General features: G+C 71.3%; 23 protein-coding genes. 8 read left to right on the plus strand and 15 right to left on the minus strand.

Annotated elements, in window-relative coordinates; translation table 11 throughout:
* Positions 1-71: 71 nt before the first annotated feature.
* A complete protein-coding gene (locus tag DJ021_RS02290; protein ID WP_111456004.1) occupies positions 72-794 on the minus strand; it encodes a Crp/Fnr family transcriptional regulator in 723 nt (240 codons plus the stop codon).
* Positions 795-942: 148 nt separating this feature from the next.
* Here DJ021_RS02290 and DJ021_RS02295 point away from each other — a divergent pair, with 148 nt between their 5' ends.
* Complete coding sequence (locus DJ021_RS02295) at positions 943-1,131, plus strand: hypothetical protein (protein ID WP_133254919.1); 189 nt, start codon at positions 943-945, stop codon at positions 1,129-1,131.
* A gap of 144 nt (positions 1,132-1,275) precedes the next feature.
* Positions 1,276-1,485, plus strand: a complete 210-nt coding sequence (locus DJ021_RS02300) for a hypothetical protein (RefSeq protein WP_111456006.1) — start codon at positions 1,276-1,278, stop codon at positions 1,483-1,485.
* On the opposite strand, the gene DJ021_RS02305 is transcribed toward DJ021_RS02300, so the two are convergent.
* The 3 genes from DJ021_RS02305 to DJ021_RS02315 all read right to left on the minus strand — a co-directional run bounded on the left by DJ021_RS02305 (position 1,464) and on the right by DJ021_RS02315 (position 2,890).
* Positions 1,464-1,715, minus strand: coding sequence for a hypothetical protein (locus DJ021_RS02305; RefSeq protein ID WP_111456007.1), 252 nt, complete (start codon positions 1,713-1,715; stop codon positions 1,464-1,466). The two genes, DJ021_RS02300 and DJ021_RS02305, sit on opposite strands and share 22 nt — an antisense overlap.
* Before the next feature lie 67 nt (positions 1,716-1,782).
* On the minus strand, positions 1,783-1,962 hold the full coding sequence (locus tag DJ021_RS02310; RefSeq protein ID WP_111456008.1) for a hypothetical protein: 180 nt from the start codon (positions 1,960-1,962) through the stop codon (positions 1,783-1,785).
* Between the two features lie 106 nt (positions 1,963-2,068).
* Positions 2,069-2,890, minus strand: a complete 822-nt coding sequence (locus DJ021_RS02315; protein WP_165837080.1) for a peptidylprolyl isomerase — start codon at positions 2,888-2,890, stop codon at positions 2,069-2,071.
* Between the two features lie 177 nt (positions 2,891-3,067).
* Between DJ021_RS02315 and DJ021_RS02320 the strand changes: the two genes are divergently transcribed.
* Complete coding sequence (locus DJ021_RS02320) at positions 3,068-3,766, plus strand: pirin family protein (protein WP_111458942.1); 699 nt, start codon at positions 3,068-3,070, stop codon at positions 3,764-3,766.
* 84 nt (positions 3,767-3,850) lie between these two features.
* On the opposite strand, the gene DJ021_RS02325 is transcribed toward DJ021_RS02320, so the two are convergent.
* The 5 genes from DJ021_RS02325 to DJ021_RS02345 all read right to left on the minus strand — a co-directional run bounded on the left by DJ021_RS02325 (position 3,851) and on the right by DJ021_RS02345 (position 6,067).
* Positions 3,851-4,327 carry a cupin domain-containing protein gene (locus tag DJ021_RS02325; protein ID WP_111456010.1) on the minus strand — a complete coding sequence of 159 codons (477 nt, stop codon included), beginning with the start codon at positions 4,325-4,327 and terminating at the stop codon, positions 3,851-3,853.
* Between the two features lie 65 nt (positions 4,328-4,392).
* On the minus strand, positions 4,393-4,602 hold the full coding sequence (locus tag DJ021_RS02330) for a hypothetical protein (RefSeq protein ID WP_111456011.1): 210 nt from the start codon (positions 4,600-4,602) through the stop codon (positions 4,393-4,395).
* 101 nt (positions 4,603-4,703) lie between these two features.
* A complete protein-coding gene (locus DJ021_RS02335) occupies positions 4,704-5,297 on the minus strand; it encodes a hypothetical protein (RefSeq protein ID WP_111456012.1) in 594 nt (197 codons plus the stop codon).
* Between the two features lies 1 nt (position 5,298).
* Positions 5,299-5,538 carry a DUF3297 family protein gene (locus DJ021_RS02340; RefSeq protein WP_111456013.1) on the minus strand — a complete coding sequence of 80 codons (240 nt, stop codon included), beginning with the start codon at positions 5,536-5,538 and terminating at the stop codon, positions 5,299-5,301.
* A gap of 13 nt (positions 5,539-5,551) precedes the next feature.
* Positions 5,552-6,067 (minus strand): HAD hydrolase-like protein, encoded by a 516-nt coding sequence (locus DJ021_RS02345; RefSeq protein WP_111456014.1) that lies wholly within the window; start codon positions 6,065-6,067, stop codon positions 5,552-5,554.
* Positions 6,068-6,222: 155 nt separating this feature from the next.
* Between DJ021_RS02345 and DJ021_RS02350 the strand changes: the two genes are divergently transcribed.
* Both DJ021_RS02350 and DJ021_RS02355 read left to right on the plus strand, forming a co-directional pair.
* Entirely contained in the window at positions 6,223-7,305 is a 1,083-nt protein-coding gene (locus DJ021_RS02350) for a sensor histidine kinase (RefSeq protein ID WP_207801751.1), read from the plus strand.
* A 79-nt stretch (positions 7,306-7,384) separates the two neighbouring features.
* Entirely contained in the window at positions 7,385-9,604 is a 2,220-nt protein-coding gene (locus tag DJ021_RS02355) for a S9 family peptidase (protein ID WP_111456016.1), read from the plus strand.
* Positions 9,605-9,607: 3 nt separating this feature from the next.
* On the opposite strand, the gene DJ021_RS18785 is transcribed toward DJ021_RS02355, so the two are convergent.
* The 3 genes from DJ021_RS18785 to DJ021_RS02370 all read right to left on the minus strand — a co-directional run bounded on the left by DJ021_RS18785 (position 9,608) and on the right by DJ021_RS02370 (position 11,195).
* The gene (locus DJ021_RS18785; protein WP_165837081.1) at positions 9,608-9,964 is read right to left on the minus strand and encodes a hypothetical protein; all 357 of its coding nucleotides are present in this window, start codon (positions 9,962-9,964) and stop codon (positions 9,608-9,610) included.
* Positions 9,961-10,335 (minus strand): hypothetical protein, encoded by a 375-nt coding sequence (locus DJ021_RS02365; protein ID WP_111456018.1) that lies wholly within the window; start codon positions 10,333-10,335, stop codon positions 9,961-9,963. The genes DJ021_RS18785 and DJ021_RS02365 overlap by 4 nt, the downstream gene beginning before the upstream one ends.
* A gap of 98 nt (positions 10,336-10,433) precedes the next feature.
* A complete protein-coding gene (locus DJ021_RS02370) occupies positions 10,434-11,195 on the minus strand; it encodes a class I SAM-dependent methyltransferase (RefSeq protein ID WP_111456019.1) in 762 nt (253 codons plus the stop codon).
* Positions 11,196-11,321: 126 nt separating this feature from the next.
* On the opposite strand from DJ021_RS02370, the gene DJ021_RS02375 reads away from it, so the two are divergent.
* Complete coding sequence (locus tag DJ021_RS02375; protein WP_165837082.1) at positions 11,322-12,842, plus strand: tetratricopeptide repeat protein; 1,521 nt, start codon at positions 11,322-11,324, stop codon at positions 12,840-12,842.
* Positions 12,843-12,873: 31 nt separating this feature from the next.
* On the opposite strand, the gene DJ021_RS02380 is transcribed toward DJ021_RS02375, so the two are convergent.
* Genes DJ021_RS02380 through DJ021_RS02390 form a run of 3 tightly spaced genes read right to left on the minus strand, consistent with a single transcriptional unit; the run spans position 12,874 to position 18,686 of the window.
* Complete coding sequence (locus tag DJ021_RS02380) at positions 12,874-14,292, minus strand: efflux transporter outer membrane subunit (RefSeq protein ID WP_111456021.1); 1,419 nt, start codon at positions 14,290-14,292, stop codon at positions 12,874-12,876.
* The gene (locus DJ021_RS02385; RefSeq protein WP_111456022.1) at positions 14,289-17,501 is read right to left on the minus strand and encodes a multidrug efflux RND transporter permease subunit; all 3,213 of its coding nucleotides are present in this window, start codon (positions 17,499-17,501) and stop codon (positions 14,289-14,291) included. Before DJ021_RS02385 ends, DJ021_RS02380 begins: the two co-directional genes overlap by 4 nt.
* Positions 17,502-17,507: 6 nt before the next feature.
* Positions 17,508-18,686, minus strand: a complete 1,179-nt coding sequence (locus DJ021_RS02390; RefSeq protein WP_243625883.1) for an efflux RND transporter periplasmic adaptor subunit — start codon at positions 18,684-18,686, stop codon at positions 17,508-17,510.
* A gap of 623 nt (positions 18,687-19,309) precedes the next feature.
* Between DJ021_RS02390 and DJ021_RS02395 the strand changes: the two genes are divergently transcribed.
* A complete protein-coding gene (locus DJ021_RS02395; protein ID WP_111456024.1) occupies positions 19,310-20,026 on the plus strand; it encodes a hypothetical protein in 717 nt (238 codons plus the stop codon).
* An 88-nt stretch (positions 20,027-20,114) separates the two neighbouring features.
* Positions 20,115-20,489 (plus strand): hypothetical protein, encoded by a 375-nt coding sequence (locus DJ021_RS02400; protein ID WP_111456025.1) that lies wholly within the window; start codon positions 20,115-20,117, stop codon positions 20,487-20,489.
* The last annotated feature ends 38 nt before the right edge of the window (positions 20,490-20,527 follow it).

Genomic DNA, 20,527 nt, shown 5'->3' on the forward strand with positions numbered 1-20,527 from the left:
CCGACGGGGCCTCAACCCGCCAACGCCCCTGCACAGTTCCTTCGATCTCGTTTGTGAATCCGGGCCGCGGCTCAGGTCAGATTTGGAGCCAGCTCGGCCTCGGGGACCCCGAGCATGGCCGCGGCGCCGCGCTGGATGGCCGCGTAGCACTCGCAGGCGCCGCGCAGCAGGTCCGGCCGGTCGCGGATGGTGATCTTGCCGCGCACATAGGAGATCGAGCCCCGCTCCTGCAGCTGGGAGGCCACCGCCGTCACCGTGGTCCGCTGCACGCCCAGCATGATCGACAGATGCTCCTGGGTCAGCGGCACCACGTCGGAGCGCAGCCGGTCCTGGGTCAGCAGCAGCCAGCGGCAGAGGCGCTGCTCCGCGGAGTGCAGGGTGTTGCAGGCGGTGGATTGCGCCGACTGGATGATGGTCGCCTGGGCGTGGCGGACGATCGCCTGGGTCAGGGTCGGGCTGCGCAGCCCCAGCTCGCGCAACGTCGGCAGCGGCGCCCGCCAGGCCCGCCCGCCGCACTGGACCAGCATCCGCTCGTAGGAGATCGGCGAGCCCAGCGCATTCAGCAGGCCATAGCCGCTCTCCCGCCCGATGGTGCGGCTCTCCACCTGGGCGCCGGATTGCATCACCGTCACCACCGACAGGATGGAGTCGATCGGCAGGTAGACCGCGGCGATCGGCTGGCCGACCTCGTCGAGCACCCGGTTGCGCTCCAGTTCCACACGCGACAGGTGCGGCTTGAGGGCGCGGATGTCCCGCGACGTCAGACTGTCGAGGAAGTGGTTGTCCCAGACCATGTTCTTCCAACGAAAACACGACCCTGGGGTTCATTTCCGCCGTAAACAACCGGCCGGCGACCGGTCGTGCGATTGCAACCCTATGTCGGAACTTGGGCAGACCGGGCGTCGCGCCTCGCCTATCCCGTTCGCTCAACGGGGACGTATCGTGACGAAGCTTCTCTTCTATGGTCTGGACGAGGCGGGCGACGCCACCTTCACCGAAGAGGTTCCGCGCCAGGATACCGCCGCGCTGCGCGCCATGGCGGCCGCGCGGCTGAGCGACTTCCACGCGGTAGAGGTCTGGGACGGACCGCTGTGCGTCGTCCGGCTTCGCCGCGCCCCGCAGCGGGCCTGATCTTTTCCCAGGCCCGGTGGATCGAAACGGCGGCTCAGGGGTTATACCCTCTCACCAAAAGGATATCTGATGGCCCGCCTTCGGAAGCAGCTTCCCGCGTTTCCTGGAACAGGAGAGCTGCGGTGCCGTGGCTTCCAGGGTCCGGTGGACTACGAGATCCTTGGTGAGCCTTCCACCCTGCGCTCGGGGCCCGCGCGGCTTCGCGGTTCCTTCAGCGCCACGCCCGAGGTGGCCGAACAGGCCTTCCGCGACGGCGAAGGCGTTCTGACCTTGGAGGGCGGCACGGCGTTTCGGATCACCATGCTGGGCCACTCGGCCGGCAGCGGGGTCGCCTATTTCGAGATGCGGGTCTGAGCCACCCCTGCCTTTTCCGCGCGAACGGGCCTCTTCCCGCCGACGGTCTTCTCGGCCTTCTGCTCGCGGACGTACGACGTCCAGCGCAGGAACATGCCGGCCACTGAGGTCGCCATGCCGCCGATCAGGCAGGCGAGCATCAGCGGCTTTTCGGCGGCGCTCTGCCAGGCCACCGCCCCCAGCAGCACGACGCTGAGGATCGAAACCAGGTAGCCCAGGGTCTTGAGCAAGAGGGTCTCCGCGAGATTTGCGGCTTCCCAACGGCGTCGGCGCCGGAACGTTCCGTCTACGGCCCTGTCAGGCCCGGCGCGGCTCGAACCGCATGGCCAGCGACGCGGATTCGTCCTCCACCGGCGAGCCACGCAGCCGGCGGGCGACCTCCTCCAGGGCGGCGCCTTGGCGTTCGAAGCGCGCCACCTCCACGCCCCGGTGGCGGACGATCCACTCGCCCGCGCTTTCGACCACCTCGTACCGCATCAACGCCCCTTGGAATGCACAACCGATGCGGTAGGCCCTGGAGGGTTAATGCAACAACAGCGCGTGGCCCACGCGCCTGCTACGCGTTGTCGCACCGCAACTCGCCTTAGCGGGCGCGCACCGGAATCGGCACGTCGCAGACGCTGAACGCCGCGCCCTCCCGCCGCTTCAGCGCCGCCAGCCGGGCGCGGAAGGCCGGGCCGCGGGTGTCGAGCACCTCCAGGCGCGGCCGGGCGGCGGCGGGCAGGTCGGCGGCGACGGCGACCCGCAGCATGCGGTCGGGATCGGCCGGCGGCTCGCCGGTGCGGATGGCGCGCACCACCGCCTGGCCCTGCACCACCCGGCCCCAGACGGCGTACTCGTGGTCCAGCCGGCGCGCCGGCCCCCGCATGAAGAAGATCTCGCTGTTGGCGCTGCCGGGATCGGCCTGCCGCCCCATGCCGACCACCCCGGCGCAATAGGCGCCCCAGGCGCGGAGACCGCCGTCGCCGGCGCGCGCCGTCTCCGCCCGCGAGACGCCGGCGAACGGCGTCGCGCCGACGAAGCCTTCAACCCCGTCGCTGCGCTCGACCGCCACGACGGCCGCGCCGGGCGCCAGCTTGAAGCTGAACTCCGCCGGCAGGTCCGGGTGGGCGGAGGCGCCGCCGTCGCGGTTGTTCGGGTTGCCGGTCTGGTCGACGAAGCCGTCGATCACCCGGTGAAACAGGAGGCCGTCGTAGACCTTCTCGCGGGCCAGCAGCTTCACCCGCGCCACCGCCTGCGGCGCGAACTCCGGCCGCATCTCCACGACGATGCGGCCCTTGGAAGTCTCCACCACCAGGGTGTTCTCCGGGTCGAGCGGACGCCAGTCGCCGGCCGGCGCCGCGGCGCCCCCGGCCAGGGCGACGGCGACGGCGAGGAGGGGAAGGAGCGCGGCCTTGCGGATCATCGGCCCAACAGAGCCGAAGCCAACCGGCCGCGCCAGAGCTTGCGCCGCCCCTGGCCGGCGCATCGTCTCCGAAACGGAAACAATCTCTTTCAACAGCCGCGCTTTATAGGTCGAATGGGAAGCTTATCTTTGCCGTCGAACGAGGCCCGCAGGGCGCTCCGAAAAGGGTCAATGGAAATGATCGAACGCAGGGAATTCGCCGGCCTCGGCGGCGCCGACCACGGGTGGCTGAAGGCCAGGCATCACTTCTCCTTCGCCAACTACTACGAGCCCAAGCGCATGGGCTGGGGCTCGCTGCGGGTCTGGAACGACGACGAGATCGCCGCCAACTCCGGCTTCCCGCCGCACCCGCACGCCGACATGGAGATCATCACCTACGTCCGGCAGGGCGCGATCACCCACAAGGACAGCCTCGGCAACGAGGGCCGCACCGAGGCCGGCGACGTGCAGGTGATGAGCGCCGGCTCCGGCATCCGCCACGCCGAGTACAACCTCGAGCCGGAGACCACCCGGATCTTCCAGATCTGGATCGAGCCCAACCAGCAGGGCGGCGCGCCGACCTGGGGCGCCAAGCCGTTCCCCAAGGACGACCGGGCCGGCCGCTTCGTCACCCTGGCCTCCGGCATCCCCGGCGACGAGGACGCCCTGCCGATCCGCACCGACGCCCGCGTCGTCGGCGCCACCATCAAGGCCGGCGAGACCGCCGAATACCCGCTGGGCGAAGGCCGCCACGGCTACCTGGTCCCGGCGGTGGGCTCGGTGGAGGTCAACGGGGTCCGCCTCCAGACCCGCGACGGCGCCGCCATCCGCGACGAGCCCACCCTGCGCATCAAGGCGCTGGAAGACGCCGAGATCGTCCTGGTCGACGCCGCCTGATCCTATCGCTCCTCCCCTGCCGCGAAGACGGCGGGGGAGGTGGATCGGCGCGCAAGCGCCGGGACGGAGGGGGCGCCTGGCCGCTCAGCCCTTGTGGATCGGATCGACCCAGGCGACGCCTTCGGGACGCTCCACCGGCTCGATGTCGAGGTTCACCACCACGGCGTCGGAATCGCTGCGCACCAGCATGCAGGACAGGGTCTCGTCGGACGAGGCGTTGATCTCCTGGTGCGGCACGTAGGGCGGCACATAGATGAAGTCGCCCGGCCCGGCCTCGGCCACGAACTCCAGCTTCTCGCCCCAGCGCATCCGCGCCCGGCCGCTCACCACATAGATCACGCTCTCCAGCGCGCCGTGATGGTGGGCGCCGGTCTTGGCCCCGGCGTGGATGTGCACGGTGCCGGCCCACAGCTTCTGGGCCCCGGTGCGGGCCCGGTCGATGGCCGCGGCGCGGTGCATGCCGGGAGTCTGCGGGGTGGAATCGTCCAGCTGGTCGCCGGGCACGACGCGGACGCCGGTGTGTTTCCAGCCGTCGGGGGGAACTTGCGCTTCGTCGGTCATGGCGCGAGCAAACGCCCGCGATATTTGCTTTGCAACCGCCTGCGGCGGCCGGCGCAAACGAACGGCTAGTGCAGGGCCGGCGGCTCGACCACCGCCTCTTCCCACTCGCCGGCGTGTTCCTGGATGAGCACGTGCCGCGGCTCCTCCACACAGGCCTCATAGTCCCCGGCGGCCGCCAGCGCTTCGGCGCGGGAGGCGAACGCCCCCACCTCGCCTTGGTCGTCGTCGAGCAGCACCCATCGGCCGCCCCTCGCGACCACAGTCAGGTCGAACATCGGTTGGATTCCCGTCCCCCAGATGACCGGGTTATCCCACCGAGAGTTGAAGAAGACGTGATGCCGGACGGTCGCAGCCCATGCGACCGAATCGCGCAGCCTCAGCTGCGCCGCGCCTGCCGCGCCTCTTCCTCCCGCCGCAGCCGCGCCACCTTGCGCGAGAAGGCCGCGCCGTAGAGCCGGTAGCAGGAGAACACCACCTCGACGCCGGCCGGCAGCGACTTCGCCAGCGCCTCCATCCCCGGGACCACGTCGGTGCGCCAGATCAGCCGGCCCTCGTCGGCCGGACAGGCCACCGGCCGCGCCATCGCCTTGCGCAGGTGCGGACACTGGCGCTGGGCCCGCTTGGCGCAGGCCTGATGGACCGGCGGCACGTTGCCGCCGTAGCGCTCCTCCCCGTCGGCCATGGTCACCATGCCGCCGGAGGCCACCGGGAAGATCCAGCGGTCGTGGGGCGGCGTCGGCTCGCCGCAGACGTGGCAGAGGTGTCCGGCCATGCCGCGCCGCTGGCGGTCCACGTGCACGGCGGCGAACAGCGGGCGGCCGACGCCGGGGCGCTCCGCCTGGCCGACTTCGGTCATGCCCGGGAACAGGGTCGAGGGCTGCAGCCGGAACGCCTGCTCGCCGCTCCAGGCCACCGACCAGGGCACGCTTTCGCCGACCCGCCAGACCGGTTCAGGCGCAGCCTCGGCCACGTCAGCCCTCGCGGAAATAGGGCTCCACCGGGCCGTTCAGCTTCATGGTCAGCGGCCGGCCCCGGCGGTCCTTGGAGTTGCCGACCGCCACGCGCACCCAGCCTTCGGAGACGCAGTACTCGTCGACGTTGGTCTTCTCTTCGCCCTTGAAGCGGATGCCCACGTTCCGCGCCAGCACGTCGGCGTCGTAGAACGGGCTGTCGGGATCGGTGGAAAGCCGGTCGGGAAGGGTGTCGCTCATGCCCGACGCCTTCTCACGCGACGAGCCGGTCTGCAACCTCGTCCGGCGTCTCGAACATCCAGGTCGGCGCCCGCGCCGCCAGGATGTCGCGCGCCGCAGCCCCCCAGGCCGCCCCGCCGCAGGCCAGGCCCGCGGCCTTGGCCGCCTCGATGGCGCTGCAGGCATGGCCGATGCACAGCGTCTCGCCGGTCTTCACCCGCGCGCGCTTCACGATCTTGCGGAACAGCCACTTCTTGCCCAGCAGCGGGACGCCGCACTCGTAGTGCTCGACCAGGGCCGCGGCCTCCGGCCCGAGGATCCGCCGGACCTCCGCGCCGCTCATGGCGCTGACCACGCCCAGCATCACCCCCTGGCCGGCCAGCCGGCGCAGCAGCGCCTTGGCCCCGGGAATCAGCTGCAGGTCGGCGCCGCCGGCCTTGCCCGGCCGCAGCAGGCGGAACCGGTCGTTGCGCAGGCTCGAGCCGCCCGCCGCCCCCGGCGCGCCGTCGGCCAGCGTGCCGTCGAAGTCGAAGATCACCAGCTTGTACAACTTGAGCGCCTCTGCCCCGAAGGGGGCTGCGGGTAGGCTTCTCCGCGACCGTCGTCAAGCGTCCGGCGTCAATGTCGCGTTAAGGTTGTTAGGTCGGGACCGGCCCATGGCCTACAATGGCGTCGCCGGCGCGTAGGTCGCCTCAGAGTGGACCCGTGGCGGACGTGACTTCAGACGACATACCCAGCGGCCCCGTCGAGCAGTTTCTCGACTCGCCCGACCTCGCCGATGCGCTCGGGAGCGACCGCTTCAAGCAGTTCCTCGATCAGGTGCCGGTGGCGATCGCCGTCTCCGAGCTCCACCCCTCCGAGCGCATCGTCTACGGCAACGTCCAGTTCGAACGGCTGACGGGCCAGCCGACGAGCGACATCCTTGGGCAGCGCTGGGAGCGCCTGCCCGGCGCGGCCGTCGACCCGCAGCAGCCGCGCCCGATGGGCGAGGCGGTGGCCGAGGAGCGGGACTACATCGGCGCCTTCACCATCCCGCACGCCGGTGGGGAGCGAACCGTCGACGCCTGGTCCAACATCATCGAAGACGACGACGCGACCCCGGTCTACCGGCTGGTCGCCCTGGTGGAGGCCGCCAGCCGAAACCCGACGATCCTCGACGAGATGGCGGAGCGGGTCCGCGAGAAGGACACCCAGCTGCGCGAGCTGCAGCATCGGGTGAAGAACAACCTGCAGATGATCACCGCCCTGATCCGCATCGAGGCCAAGGGCGTGGCGGATCGCTCGACCGGCGAAGGGTTCGACCGGCTGGCCGGTCGCGTCGAAGCGCTCGGCCTGCTCTATCGCTCGCTGGGCGAGTCCGCGACGGAAGACGCGGTCGATCTCGGCGTCTACCTGAGCGAGATCGCGTCTGCGGTGATGCGCGCCCACGCCGTCGAAGGCATCCACCTCGACCTGCAGGTGGACACCTGGCCGGTGTCGATCGACGTGGCCATGCCCGCCGGCCTGGTGGTCAACGAGCTGCTGATCAATGCGCTGAAGCACGCCTTCGTGGGCCGCGACGGCGGCACGATCACCCTGCATTGCACGGCCGAGGACGGCCGCTGCCGGGTGGTGGTCGCCGACGATGGCGTCGGCCTGCCGCCGGGTGTCTCCTGGCCCAAGACCGGCAAGCTCTCGGCCCTGATTGTCCGCTCCCTGGAGCAGAACGCCAAGGCGAAGCTCGGTGTTCGCTCGGCGCCGGGCGAGGGCATGCGGGTGACGATCGACTTCCCTCGCGCCGCCGTCTGACGGCCGCCTCGCCGGCGGGCCGATTGCCAACCGCTGCCCGAGCCTGTTCAACGGGAGCGTCGATCAGTCGGGGAGCTCGATGCGCACAGTTGTCCTGGCCGCCCTCGCGGCGAGCCTGTTCTGCGGCCGCGCCGCCGCCCAGCAGGTGCTGACGCCGGAGCGGGTGTTCGCCAGCCCCGACCTCAGCGGCCCGCGCGCCCGCGGCGTGAAGCTCGCCCCCGACGGCTCCGCGGTGACCTACCTCAAGGGCAAGGCCGACGACCTGCGCACCACCGACCTGTGGATCGCCGACGTGGCCGGCGGGGCCCCGCGCCTGCTGATCGACGGCGCGGCGCTGACGCCGAAGGGCCGCACCCTGTCCGACGCCGAGAAGAGCCGCCGCGAGCGGGCGGGCGTCCAGACCCGCGGCGTCGTCGACTACGAGTGGGACGAGCAGGGCCGCTACGTCCTGGTCCCGGTCGAGGGCGACCTGTGGCTCTACCAGCGGGCCGGCGGCAAGGTCCGCCAGCTCACCGACACCAAGGCCGACGAGATCGACGCCAAGGTCTCGCCGAAGGGGTCGTTCGTCTCCTTCGTCCGCGACGACAACCTCTACGTCCTGCCCACCGCCGGCGGGGCCGAGCGCGCGCTGACCGAGGGCGGCACGGAGCTGAAGAGCTGGGCCACCGCCGAGTTCATCGCCCAGGAGGAGATGGACCGCCTCACCGGCTACTGGTGGAGCCCCGACGAGGCCCGCATCGCCCTGACCCTGGTCGACCAGACTGGCGTCGACGTCATCGACCGGCCGGAGGTGAACGCCGCCGGCGCGACCGTCGTCCATGAGCGCTATCCGCGCGCCGGCCGGCCCAACGCCCGCGTCGACCTCTACGTCGAGGACGTGGCCAGCGGCGCCCGCACCAAGGTCGACCTGGGCGCCGACCCCGACATCTACCTGGCCCGCGTCGACTGGTCGAAGGACGGCCGCACCCTCTACGTCCAGCGCCTGTCGCGCGACCAGCGCCGCCTGGACCTGCTGGCGGTGGATCCGAAGACCGGCGCGGCCCGCCCCCTCCTCACCGAGACCAGCGCCCACTGGGTGGAGCTGACCAACGACTTCAGGCCGCTGAAGGACGGGAGCTTCCTGTGGTCTTCGGAGCGCAGCGGGAACCGCCACCTCTACCTCTATTCGGCGGCCGGCGAGCTGTTGCGCCAGGTCACCCGCGGCGACTGGCCGGTGGACGCGCTGGAGGGCGTCGACGAGGCCCGCGGCCTGGCCATCTTCGGCGCCAGCAAGGAGTCCCCCGTCGAGCGCCGGCTCTATTCGGTCTCCTACCGCACGCCCGCCGAGCCCCGGGCCCTGACCCCCGCCGGCGGCTGGTGGACCGAGACGGTGGCCAAGACCGGCGGCGCCTTCGCCGGAACCTACCAGGACCCCGCGACCCCGCCGCAGACCGCCCTCTACGCCGCCGACGGCAAGCGCGTCCGCTGGATCGAGGAGAACCGGCTGGCCGACGGCCATCCCTTCTATCCGTACCTGTCGCGCCTGCGCATCCCGCAGTTCGGGACCCTGAAGGCGGCCGACGGCCAGCGGCTGTGGTGGTCGATGCGCACCCCGCCGGGCTTCGATCCCGCGAAACGCTATCCGGTGATCGTCCAGGTCTACGGCGGCCCGGCCAGCGCCCTGGTCACCCGGCAGTGGGCGACGCCGGAGGACCAGCTGCTGCTGGAGGCCGGCTTCATCCTCTTCCGGCTGGACAACCGCGGCACGCCCAACCGCTCGGTGGCCTTCAAGACCGCGCTGGACCGCCGCGTCGGCCAGGCCGAGGTCGACGACCAGCTGGCGGGCGCGGCCTACCTGAAGTCCCTGGCTTTCGTCGATCCCGCCCGCATCGGCGTCACCGGCTGGTCGAACGGCGGCTACATGACCCTGTTGCTGCTCAGCGCCGCGGACTCGCCGTTCGCGGCCGGCGTCGCCGGCGCTCCGGTCAGCGACTGGAGCCTCTACGACACCGCCTACACCGAGCGCTACATGGGCAAGCCGCAGGAGAACGTGGCCGGCTACCAGGCCGCCGACGTCCTGCCCCGCCTGCCGCGCTTGAAGCCCGACAGCCTGCTGATCCTGCACGGCATGGCCGACGACAACGTCACCTTCGACCAGTCGACCCGGGTGTTCGCCGCCCTGCAGGCCCAGGGCACGCCGTTCGAGACCATGGTCTATCCCGGCCTGCGCCACCGCGCCGGCTGGACCCCGGCCAACCGCCTGCACCGCGCGCGGATGACGCTGGACTTCTTCACCCGCAAGCTGAAGGGCGGCGGCTGAGGCTCAGCGGCAGCCGTCGACGATCCGCTCCAGCTCCGCCAGCCGCCGCTGGCGCAGGATCCGGCCCGCCGCCATCAGCTGGTAGCGGTCGGCCGCGCCGGCGGAGGCCCGGAGCGCCGCGTCGGTGTCGGGATAGACGGGCGCCGTCGGCAGGGTCTTGGGCACGCAACTCACCCGCACCGGCACCCGCCGGATCACCACCCGCGGCTCGGGAGCAGCGGTCGCCGCCGCCGGCGGCGGAGCCGGGGCGGCGGCGGCGGGCCGCGGCCCGGGCCGGATCGCCGGGGGCAGCGACGCGCAGCCGGCCGCCGCCAGGGCGGCCGCAAGTCCCAGGGTCGCCCGGAGCCGGCCTGGCCTCATTTCAGCGTGCTCAGGACCGCCGCGTCGGCGCTCTCCATGCGGGCGCAGACGTCGAAGCCGGCGGGCGGCTCCTTGGCGAGGCGGGCGGCGGCGGCATCGTCGCCCTCTTTTCCGGCGGCCACGCGGATGGCGCCGGAGCCCCGCTGCCCACCGGCCACCGCCTCGCAGGACACCGCCCGGGCGCGCCAGTAGGAGCCGGAATCGTTGAGCTGCCCGACCAGCTTCGCCACCCGCGCGTTCAGCACCTCTTCGGTGCGCCACGCCGAGGTCATGCTCGCCGCCAGCAGCACGGCCAGCACGACGGCCACGGTCGTGGCCAGCGGCCCCGCGGTGCGGCTGGTCAGGGCCTGGCGGATACGGGCGAGCATCATCGGGCGCCTTCTCTCAAGGCCGGCTATTTGGGCGAGGCCTGATCGCCGCTGTCAATCGCACAGGCTAGGACGCCGCGCACGCGCGCGCTTGCCGCAGCCTAGCCGGGCTTCCTGAACTTCAGCACGAACTGGTCGGTCTTGCCGCGGATCGCGGGGTCGAAGACGCTGGCCGTGTGCGGGTCGGCGGGATTGCGCAGCAGCTGGCTTTCGCCGGCGAACTTGAAGCCGGCCGCCTCCGCCTCCTGGCGCACGATCGCCGGGTCGATGCGGTGCAGCTTGTTGGGGGCCTCCAGGCCCGAGCCGGCGTCGGCCACGTGGTCCACCACCAGGAAGATCCCGCCCGGCTTCAGCGACTTGAACACCTCCGCGTCGACCTTGGCCGCGCCGTCGGCCGGCATCCGGGCCAGGTGCATGTCGTGGTAGTTCTGCACTGTCAGCACCAGGTCCAGCCCGTCCGGCAGGTCGAGGCCGGCGATCCCCATGTTCAGCGGCGTGACGTTCTTGTAGGCCGCCGCCACCGCGTTCTGGCTGTCGGCGTAGGTGGAGCGGAAGGCGATGAACTCGGCCGGCTGGTAGGCCCAGACGTGACCCTGGGGCCCGACGGCCACGGAGAGTATGCGGGTGAAGTAGCCGCCGCCCATGATCAGGTCGGCGACCTTCGCGCCCGGCTTCAGCGCGCCGCTCCAGGCCAGCAGTTCGCCGGGCTTGCGCGCCGCGTCCCGCGCCGCCTCGGCTTGCGGCCGGCCCTTGTCGGCCAGCGCCGCGGCGATGTTGGCCGGCGTCGCCGTCGCCGCCAGCGCCACCGCCGACGCTCCGACGCCCAGCGCCACGAGAACCGAACCCAACCGATATCGGGCCATGACCGGCCTCCCCTGTTTGCTCGGCGCGGAACCTAGCACCGAAGCGTCGAATCCGCCGCCCCGTCGCACCGCCTCGCCTCGTTCAAGGGATGAACCTCGATGGCTCAGGCTCGGAGATCGAATGGCATGGTCACGTCGCGAGGCGCCTCGTCGCCCGGAGTGTTCAATCCCGGACTGTTCGACCAGGGGCTCGCACACCATCGGGCGGGACGGCTGGCCGAGGCCGAGGAGATCTATCGGCGGATCCTGACCGCCGACGGCCGCCACGCCGACGCCTGGCACCTCTTGGGGGTCATCGCCTTCGAGCGCGGCCGGAACGAGGCCGCGCTCAACTTCATCGGCAATGCGATCCGGCTCGATGACCGGCAGCCCGCCTACTACAACAACTTCGGCAACGCCCTGTTCGAGCTCGGCCACCCGGCCGAGGCAGAGTCCGCCTACAGCGCCGCCCTGGCGCTGGATCCACACTACGCCGAGGCCTGCTCCAACCGCGGCAATGCGCTGCGGGCCCTCGGCCGGCTGGAAGACTCGGAAGCGGCCTACCGCGCGAGCCTGCGCCGACGTCCCAACCAGCCCGAGACGCACAACAATCTCGGCAACACCCTGCAGATAATGGGGCGCGAGGCGGAAGCCGAGGCCTGCTTCCGCAAGGCGGTGCGCCTGCGGCCGGATTATGCCGACGCCCACAGCAATCTCGGCCATGCGCTGCTGCTGCGCGGCCGGTTCGCCGAGGCGTGGCCGGAATACGAATGGCGGCTGCGGACGCGGCAGACCGCCTTATCCCGCAAGCTCCCGACGCCCCGCTGGACCGGCGCCCCGCTGGAGGGGCGCACCCTGCTGATCCACGCCGAACAGGGGCTGGGGGACAACCTGCAGTTCTGCCGCTACGCCACTGAGGTCGCCGCCAGCGCCGGCGGCCCCGTCGTGTTGGAGGTCCAGGCTCCCTTGGTGCGCCTGATGGCGTCCCTGGCGGGCGACATGCGGGTCGTGGGGCGCAGCGACGTCCTGCCCGACCATGACCTCCACTGCCCGCTTTTGAGCCTGCCCGGGGTGCTGGGGTTGACGCTCGAGACCCTGCCGCCGCCGGCGCCCTACCTCAGCGTGGCCCCGGAGCTGGTCGCCGCCTGGACGCAGCGGCTCTCAGGCCGCCCGGGCCTGAAGGTCGGGCTGGTCTGGGCCGGCGGCTCGCGCCCCGACCAGCCCATGGTCGAGGCCATCGACCGCCGCCGCTCGATCACCTTGCAGACCATGGCCCCGCTCGCCCAGGCGCCGGGCGTCTGCTTCGTGTCGCTCCAGAAGGACGGTCCCGGCCAGCAGGCGCGGACGCCGCCCGCGGGAATGGCCCTGGCCGACTTCACCGAGGAAATGGGCGACTTCCTCGACACCGCGGCCCTGATCGGGGCCCTCGACCTGGTGATCAGCGTCGACACCGCCGTGGCCCACCTGGCGGGCGCGCTCGGCAAGCCGGTCTGGCTGCTCAACCGCTTCGACACCTGCTGGCGCTGGCTCAAGGACCGGGACGACAGCCCCTGGTACGCCGGCCTGCGCCAGTTCCGCCAGCCGGCGCCGGGCGACTGGGGCGCGGTCATGCAGGCTGTCGCCGCCGCGCTGACCTCCGAGGCCGCCGGGCGCCGCCTGGCCGCCTGAGCCGCCCTTCTCCTGTGGACGCCCGCTGGTCCTAAGGGGTGCGTCCAGGTTCCGCGGTGTCGTCGCCGCCGATCGCCCGATAGAGCTCGACGCGATTGACCGCGGCCGACAGCTGGGTTGCGACGCGGGACTGTTGCGCGGCGTAGAGCGCGCGCTGCGCCAGGAGGCTGTTGAGGAAGGTGTCGGCGCCGCCGCGGTAGCGGGCGTCGGTCAGGTGGAAGGTGTCGTCGGCGGCGACCAGTTCGGTCTGCCGGGCGGCGAGTTCGTCGGCGATGGTCCCCTGCCGGGCCAGCGCATTGGCGGTCTCCGTGAACCCGGCCTGGACCGCCTTCTCGTAGGCCGCCAGGGCGGCGTCCCGCTGCGCCCGCGAATAGGCGACGCCGGCGATCCCCGCGCCGCCCCGGAAGATCGGGAAGCTGACGCTCGGCGCGACGGAATAGCTGAACGCCCCGCCGGTGAAGAGCGACGACAGCGAAGTGCTGGCGTAGCCCAAGGCGCCGGTCAGCGAGATCGTCGGAAACAGCGCCGCCCGCGCGGCGCCGATCTCGGCGTTCGAGGCGCGAAGCAGGTACTCGGCCTGGACCACGTCGGGCCGGCGCAGCAGCACCGTGGACGACAACCCCACCGGCAAGGTCGTCAGCCCCTTGCTCGCGTCCTCGATGGACGCCGGCAGGAGGGCCGGGTCGACCGGCGCCCCGAGCAGCAGCTGCAGGGCGTTTTGATCCTGTGCCACCGCCGTGCGCAGGGAGGCGATGTCGGCCTGGGCGGTGGCCAGCACCGTCTGCGCCTGGCGCAGGTCGGTGCGCGGCGCGACCCCGCCCTTCAGGCGGGCGGCGGTCAGGCGCACGCTGCTGTCGGCGCTGACGGCGGTGTCGCGGGCGATCTGCAGCAGGCTGGCGTCGGTGGCATAGGTCAGCCAGGCCTCGGCGACGTCGGCGATCAGGGTCAGGCGCGTGGCGCGCCCGGCGGCCTCGGTGGCGAAATAGCGGTTCAGGGCCGCGTCGCTCAGCGAGCGGACCCGGCCGAACAGGTCGAGCTCGAAGGCGGTGACGCCGACGTCGACCGTGTAGTTGTCGTGCGACGATGCCGATGACCCGGACCCGCTGGACGCGCCGTTTCCCCCGGTGTGGGCGTAGCGCCCGCTGGCGTCGACCTGCGGCAGCCGCTGGGCGCGCTGGATGCGGTACTGCGCCCGGGCCGCCAGGATGTTGGCGGCCGCCACCCGCAGGTCGCGGTTGTTGACCAGGGCCTGGCCGATCAGCGTCTGCAGTCGCGGGTCGGCGAAGACCTGGCGATAGCTGACCGTGGGCAGGGCGGCCTCGCTCTGCCGCAGATAGGGATCGCCCACCGGCCAGGAAGCCGGAATCGGCAGCGCCGGCGGCACATAGCGGGGCTGCAGCGAACAGCCGGCGAGGCAGGCCGCCAGGGCGACGGTGAGGCCGCGCATCATGCCGGCTCCGGCGACGGCGGCGGCTCGGATGGCGGCGCCTCGTGTCCGCCCCTCAGCGTCCTCAGGCCGCCGCGCAGGCCCTGACGCACCAGGACGAAGAACAGCGGGACGTAGAAGACCGCCAGAACCGTCGCCGTCAGCATGCCGCCGATCACCGCCGTGCCGATGGCGATGCGGCTGTTGGCGCCGGCGCCGGTCGAGACGGCCAGCGGCAGGACCCCGAAGACGAAGGCCAGGCTGGTCATCAGGATGGGCCGAAGACGGATCCGCGCGGCCTCGATCGCGGCCTCGAGAACCGGCCTGCCGCGACGCTCGGCCTGCTCGGCGAACTCGACGATCAGGATGGCGTTCTTGGCCGCCAGCCCCATGGTCGTGAGCAGGCCGATCTGCAGGTAGACGTCGTTGATCAGGCCGCGGAGCGTCACCGCCAGGACCGCGCCGACCAGGCCGAGCGGCACCACCAGCAGGACGGCGAGCGGGATCGACCAGCTTTCGTAGAGCGCCGCCAGGCAGAGGAACACCACCAGCAGCGACAGGGCGTAGAGGATCGGCGCCTGGCCGGATGACAGCCGCTCCTGGAAGGACAGGCCGGACCAGGCGAAGGTGGTGCCGGGGATCTGGCTCGCCAGCCGCTGGATCTCCGCCATGGCCTGGCCGGAACTGCCGCCGGGCCCAGGCGTGCCCTGGAATTCATAGGAGGGAATTCCGTTGAACCGCGAGAGCGTGGTCGGCGCCACCGACCAGGAGCTCGTGGCGAACGACGAGAACGGCGCCATCTGGCCGCTGGACCCGCGCACATACCATTCGTCGAGGTTCGACGGCTGGGCGCGGTACGGCGCATCGCCCTGGACATAGACCCGCTTGACCCGGCCGCGGTCGAGGAAGTCGTTCACATAGCGGCCGCCCCAGGCGGTGGAGAGCGTCGCATTGACGTCGCTCTGGCTCACCCCCAGCGCCGCCAGCTTGCGGGCGTCGGTGGTGACCTTGAGGGTGGCGATGTCCGGCAGCTCGGTGAGCCGCACCGAGGCCAGCGCCGGGTCCTGCCGCGCCAGCGCCAGCAGCTTGTCGCGCGCGGCGCCGAAATCGGCCTGCGACATGCCGCTGGCGTTCTGCAGTTCAAGCGTGAAGCCGCTCGAGTTGCCCAGGCCGCGGATGGACGCGGGCGACAGGACGAAGACGCGGGCGTCGCGGATGTTCTTGAACGCGGCCGAGGCGCGGGCGACGATGCCGTCGGCGCTGTTGGCCGCGCCCTTGCGTTGCGACCAGTCGACGAGGTTGAGGAAGCCCTGGCCGGTGTTCTGGCCGCCGGTGGTGCCGCCGCCGCCCGTCACCGTGAACATGGTGACGATGTTCTTGCCTTCGTGATCGTGGAAGTAGGTCTCGATCTGGCGCTGGACCTCGATGGTCCGGGACTGGATCGCGCCGGCGGGCAGCTGGAACTGCAGGGAGAGCGCGCCCTGGTCCTCGGTCGGCAGGAACCCTGTCGGGAGCCGCAGGAACAGCACCGCGAGCAGCACCACCACGCCGCCGTAGATCAGCACGAAGACGCCCTTGCGCCCGAGGATCCAGCGCACCCCCCGCCGGTAGTTGTCGGCCATGCGCTCGAAGTCGCGGTTGAACCGGCTCGCCGCGGCGTGGAGGGCGCTGGCCACGGCCGGAAGCCGGCGGCCGAGCCAGCTCTCGTGGACCTCGTGCGCCGCCCGCTTCTGCTTGAGCAGGTTGGCGGTGAGCGCCGGGCTGAGGGTCAGGGCGACGAAGGCCGACAGGGCCATGGCCGAGATGATGGTCAGGGAGAACTGCCGGTAGATGACGCCCGTCGATCCGCCGAAGAAGGCCATCGGGAGGAACACCGCCGACAGCACGATCGCGATGGCCACCAGGGCCATGGTGATCTCCCTCATCGAGGCGATGGTCGCCTCGCGGGGCGTGAGCTCCGGATTCTCCTCCATCAGCCGCTCGACGTTCTCGACCACGACGATGGCGTCGTCGACCAGCAGGCCGATCGACAGGACCAGGCCGAACAGGGTCATGGTGTTGATCGAGAAGCCGGCGAGATAGAGCACGCCGAAGGTCCCGAGCAGGACGACCGGCACCGCGATCGCCGGCACCAGGGTCGCGCGCCAGCTCTGCAGGAACACGAACATCACCACGACCACCAGCACGATGGCCTCGAGCAGGGTCTTCACCACTTCGCTGATCGACAGCTTGATGAAGTTGGTGGTGTCGTTGGCGTAGGCGACCTTCAGCCCCGGCGGCAGGACGCCCGACAGCTCCGCGACCCGGGCCTTGACCAGGGTGGCGGTCTTCAGCGCGTCGGCGCCGGGCGCCAGCAGGATCGCCAGGCCGGCGCCCGGATGCCGGTTGACCCGGCTGCTGGTGTTGTAGTTCTCCGAGCCGAGCTCCACCCGCGCCACGTCCGACAGCAGCACGGCCCCGCCGCCGGGCTGGCCCTTCACGACGATCTTGGCGAACTGCTCGGGGGTCTGCAGCTGCGATTGGGCTGTGACCGTGGCGTCGAGCATCTGGGTGGCGGGCTGCGGCTGCGCGCCCAGTTCGCCGGCGGCGACCTCGGCGTTCTGGTTCTGGATCGCCGTGACTACGTCGCTCGGCATCAGCTGGTAGCTGGCGAGCTTGTCGGGATTGAGCCAGATGCGCATGGCGTACTGCGCGCCGAAGACGTTGGTGTTCCCGACCCCCTGCAGCCGCGAGATCGGGTCCTGCAGGTTGGCCACCAGATAGTCGGAGACGTCCCGGTTGGTCATCCGGTCGGTCTCGTCATAGACCGTGATGATCAGCAGGTTGTCGGGGTTGGACTTGCGGACCACCAGCCCCTGCTGCTGCACCTGGGCGGGAAGCCGCGACACGGTCTGCGCGACCTGGTTCTGCACCTGGACCTGGGCGATGTCCGGGTTGACGCCCTTGGCGAAGGTCGCGGTGATCGTCACCTGCCCGCGGGAGCTGGACGAGGAGCTGAAATAGAGCATGCCGTCGATCCCGGTCAGCGACTGCTCGATGATCTGGGTGACGCTGTTCTGGATCGTCGAGGCCGAGGCGCCGGGATAGGTCGCCTGGATCGAGACCTGGGGCGGCGCGATATCGGGATACTGCGCGACCGGAAGCCCCATGATGGCCCCCGCGCCGGCCAGCATGATGATGATCGCGATCACCCACGCGAAGATGGGGCGCTTGATGAAGATGCCGGAGAACATGCCCGGTCACCCGCCTCCTGCGGCGGGGCCCTTGCCCGGCGCGCCGTGGCCATGGCCGGACGGCGGCTGGATGCGCTCCGGCGCGCTGGCCGGAACCGGCCGCAGCGGCTTGTTCGGCAGCACGTTGGCCAGGCCCTGGGTGATGACCTTGTCGCCCGGACCCAGCCCCTGGGTGACCACCCAGAACGCGCCCTGGGTGCGGCTGGCCGTCACCGTGCGCTGCACGGCCTTGTCGCCCGGGCCGACGAGATAGACGGTGGCCTGGCCCTTGGGGTCGCGCGACACCGCCGGCTGCGGCACCAGGAAGGCCGCCGCGTCCACCGACTGCACGAAGCTGGCGCGGACGAACATGCCCGGCAGCAGCACGCCGCGCGGGTTGGCGATCCGCGCGCGCAGGGTCACCGTGCCGGTGCTCGGGTCGACGACCGCCTCGGAGAATTCGACCGTCCCCACCTGGTCGTAGGCGCTGCCGTCCTCGAGCGTCAGGCGCACCGCCGCGCTGCCCGGCGACAGCCCCCCGGAGGCCAGGGACCGTCGCAGGGCCAGGAGCTCGCCGCTGGACTGCTGGAGGTCGACGAACATCGGGTCGAGCTGCTGGATGGTGGCCAGCGGATTGGCCTGGCTGGTCGTCACCAGCGCCCCCACCGTATAGAGCGAGCGGCCGATCTGGCCGCTGATCGGGGCCGGCACGGTGGTGAACTTCAGGTTGATGCGCGCGGTGTCCAGCGCCGCCTGGGTCTGGGCCACGGCGGCCTTGGCCTGGCCGGCGGCGGCCGCGGCGTTGGCGTAGTCCTGCTGGCTCACCGCCTCGATCGCCGCCAGCGGCCGGTAGCGGTCGGCCAGCGCCTGGGCGGCCGCCAGGTTGGCCTGCGCGCTCTGCACGTTGGCCTGGGCCTGGTTCACCGCGGCCCGGTAGAGGCTGGGATCGATCTCGTAGAGCGGCTGGCCGCGGGTGACCCGCGAGCCTTCGACGAACAGCCGCTTCTCGATCAGGCCGGACACCTGCGGCCGGACGTCGGAGCTCTGATAGGCCCCGACCCGCCCCGACAGCTCGTTGGTCATGGGGATCCGCGTGGGCTGGACCACCACATAGCCCACCGTCACCGCCGCATTTGCGCCGCCTTTTTGCCCGCTCGGCTTGGCCCCGCAGGCGGCGAGCAGGCCCAGGGCCGCGACGCTTCCCAAGGCCGCCGCCCTGCGACGCAGCCTTCTATCCCCGCGAATCCACACGCCCGACCTCCCAGATGGTCTCCCGGGAGGGAGAATCATCGCCCGTCCTGGGCCTCGTAGAGACGGAGAAAAGCGGCCGAGGTATGACAAACAGAACACAATTGCCCCCTGCCGGCGGCGGCGAGAGGCCGCCGCCATCCGGCCATGGCCGCGAGGGCCTGGCCACCGTCGCCCGCCAACTCTTGTCGCCTCGATAGTGCCGATGAAACTCCGATCCGGGCCTGTCAAACCCCCGCGCGCGGTCCTTACATCCGTGTGAGCCGACTGCCCGCTTGCGCGGCGCCGGTGACCACAGCCAGGACCGCCATCCGCGCTTTGAGAGTTCGGAAATGCAGCGCCCTGCTTTGCCAATACAATTCGACACATTTCGCCGCGACATAGCGCATAGATGGCGCCGATGGGACTGATCTTGGTAACCCCGGCAAGACCGGAATCTCCTAATTCTAGTAGACCTGCATACGGTTCTTTCGATTTGTTGTTACCGCGGTGCAATTCTCTTCCAAGAATAGGCGGCTATGGGTTCGATGCTAATCGGCAGCCTCGAGACAGAGGCGCCCGCAACCCCGGGGAGGAACCCTATGAAATTGATGTCCACCATCCTGATCAGCGGCATGGTCGCGCTCGGCGCGGCCGCGGCCGCCGTGGCCCAGGACGCGGCGCCGCAGCCGCCGGCCGGACAAGCCCAACCGGGTCCGGGTCCGCGCGGGCGCCCCGGCGGTCCTCCGGGCGGTCAGATGGGCGAGCGCGCCCCGCCGTCCATCGGCGGCGTCGTCGGCACGGTCGACAGCGTGTCCGCGTCGGGCTTCGTCGTCACCCTGTCGCCGGGTCATCAGGCGACCGTCGAAACCTCATCCGCCACCACCTACCGGAAGGGCAAGGCCGCCAGCTCGGCGAGCGCCGTCAAGGAAGGCCAGCGCGTCGTCGCGATCGGCCTGGCCACCGTCGGCCGGGGCAACTCCGGCTCGACCGTCAAGGCGACCGAGATCATCCTGCAACCGGCCGGGGGCGGGACGGCGACGTCCTCGACGGACGGGGTCCCCTTCCAGCAAGGCGTCGCGCCGGTGGCGAAGGAGGTCGGCAAGGTTCCGGCCAATTACGTCCAGGGCGAGGGCACGATCATCAGCGGACCCGAGGCGAGCAAGGCGATCCAGGCAGCCTTGGCCGCCTACACCGGCGGCGTCGTCAACCGGGTCGTGAAGCTGAAGACCGGCGAATACGAGGTCCACAACGTGGGCGTCCGCTGGCCGCACCACCTCTTCGTCGACAAGAACTTCAAGTTCATCGGCGCCCAGTAGCCGCCGCGGAATGGCGACCGTCACGGCGCAGCGCGCGCCGTGACGGTCGCAGCCGCCCACCGACGTGCGCCAACCGAAAGCCCACCCGATGACGAGATCGACCCTGCTGGCGGCCGCAGCCGCCTCCCTCCTGGCGCTGCCGGCGGCGGCCTGGGGCCAGGACCACGCCCGGCCCGCTCCGCCCGCAGCCGCCGCGGCCGCCGCCCCGGGCGCCTGGACCCTGGAAGTGCGCGAGGACTGGCTGGTCGGCCGCCTCCACCGGGCCCAGGAGGAGAACGACATCGACGGCGCCGAGGCCGAGCGCGTGTATCAGGAGGTGGCCGGCCTCCGCGACCACCTGAAAATGATCAGCGGACGCCACGCGATCACCCCCGCGGAGCGGGCCGCGCACGAAGCGCGCCTGGACAGCGTGGTGTCGCAGATCCACTGGCTGCACGAGGACGCCTTCCAGCGGCCGTGGTGAAGAACAAGCCAGGCGCATAACGCCCCACCCCGCTCATC

Source organism: Phenylobacterium hankyongense, from assembly GCF_003254505.1.
In the GTDB taxonomy this organism is placed as follows: Bacteria; Pseudomonadota; Alphaproteobacteria; order Caulobacterales; family Caulobacteraceae; genus Phenylobacterium; species Phenylobacterium hankyongense.